This is a genomic window from Streptomyces alkaliphilus (genome assembly GCF_014141535.1).
In the GTDB taxonomy this organism is placed as follows: Bacteria; Actinomycetota; Actinomycetes; order Streptomycetales; family Streptomycetaceae; genus Streptomyces; species Streptomyces alkaliphilus.
Genome location: NZ_VKHT01001160.1, coordinates 1 through 1,429, shown reverse-complemented (window position 1 = coordinate 1,429; position 1,429 = coordinate 1). Strand labels below are relative to the sequence as shown.

Genomic DNA, 1,429 nt, shown 5'->3' with positions numbered 1-1,429 from the left:
GCCCCGAACGGCACGGCCCCGGGGGGACCGGTCGTGCCCGCCGGCGCCGCGCCGACCCGGGAGACCCACACCCCGCAGACCCTCCTGCGGATCGCGGTCGAGGTCTTCAACGAGCGCGGCTACGACGGCACCTCCATGGAGCACCTCTCCCGCGCCGCCGGGATAACCAAGTCCTCCATCTACCACCACGTGCGCGGCAAGGAGGAACTGCTGCGACGGGCGGTGGACCACGCACTGGAGGGCCTGTTCGCCGTCCTGGAGGAACCGGACGCCCTGCGCGGACGCGCGGTCGACCGGCTCGAGTACGTGGTGCGTCGCACCGTCGAGGTGCTGGTGGAACGCCTGCCCTACGTCACCCTGCTGCTGCGGGTGCGCGGCAACACCGACACGGAGGTGCGTGCGCTGGAACGGCGCCGGGAGTTCGACCAGCGGGTCACCGAACTGCTGCGGCGGGCCGTGGCCGACGGTGATCTGCGCTCGGACGTGGACCCCCGCCTGGCGACCCGCCTGGTGTTCGGCATGGTCAACTCCGTCGCCGAGTGGTACCGCCCCCGGATGGGGGACGAGGGCGCCGCCGACGACCCCGCCGGCGCCGAGGCGATCGCCCGCGCCGTCACGCTGACCGCCTTCGCCGGACTCCGCGCCGGCGGCCGGTAGCACCCCGCGTCCCCGCGTCCCCGCGTCCCCGCGTCCCCGCGCGCCCGGGCGACCGCCGGTCGGGCGGGGTACCCCGGCTCAGGGGGGCTCGGGCAACAGGTCGGTCTCCTCGAACACCAACAGGGTGTGGGTGCCGATCACCCCGGGGATCGCCTGGATGCGGGTGAGCACCAGATCCCGCAGTTCCCGGTTGTCCGCGGTGTGCACCAGCAGCAACACGTCGAAGTCCCCGCTGACCAGCGCGATGTGCGCGGCGCCGGGGAGCCTCTCCAACTCCTCCTTCACCGAGCGCCAGCTGTCCTGGACGATCTTGAGCGTGACGTACGCCGAGGCCCCCCGGCCGGCCCGTTCGTGGTCGACGCGCGCGGTGAAGCCGCGGATCACGCCGTCCTCCACCAGCCGGTTGATCCGCGCGTAGGCGTTGGCCCGGGAGATGTGCACCCGCTCGGCCACGGACCGCACCGAGGCCCGCCCGTCGTGGCGCAGCAGACGCACGATCGCCTCGTCCACCGTGTCCAGCGGCCGGGCCGCCGGGCGCGGCCGCCGCTCACCCGTCCCCGGCGGCGTCGCGGCCATCTGTTCCTCCGGCATGCCCCGCTCCCTCCCCGTCCTGGACATTCTGCTCTCCCGGCTCCGATTCACACACCGGTTGTCCACAGGCTCTTCCCGGATGTAGCCGAAATGCCGTCCCAACCGAACAATCGGTGGGGAGGAAGGCGTGACCCCCGACACACACATCCCCTCCCGGGCTCCTTTCCTTTATACACCTCTC

At 72.8% G+C, this 1,429-nt stretch carries 2 protein-coding genes; one reads left to right on the top strand and one right to left on the bottom strand.

What is annotated here, in order from left to right; translation table 11 throughout:
- Positions 1-33: 33 nt before the first annotated feature.
- Positions 34-657 (top strand): TetR/AcrR family transcriptional regulator, encoded by a 624-nt coding sequence (locus FNQ90_RS23115; RefSeq protein WP_323380137.1) that lies wholly within the window; start codon positions 34-36, stop codon positions 655-657.
- A gap of 78 nt (positions 658-735) precedes the next feature.
- Here FNQ90_RS23115 and FNQ90_RS23110 read toward each other — a convergent pair whose 3' ends face one another.
- A complete protein-coding gene (locus FNQ90_RS23110) occupies positions 736-1,248 on the bottom strand; it encodes an Lrp/AsnC family transcriptional regulator (RefSeq protein ID WP_143622801.1) in 513 nt (170 codons plus the stop codon).
- Between the last annotated feature and the right edge of the window lie 181 nt (positions 1,249-1,429).

What these genes read in the sequence shown, in the direction of transcription:
- FNQ90_RS23110 (WP_143622801.1), bottom strand. Translation starts at nt 1,248, where the DNA reads ATGCCGGAGGAACAGATGGCCGCGACGCCGCCGGGGACGGGTGAGCGG.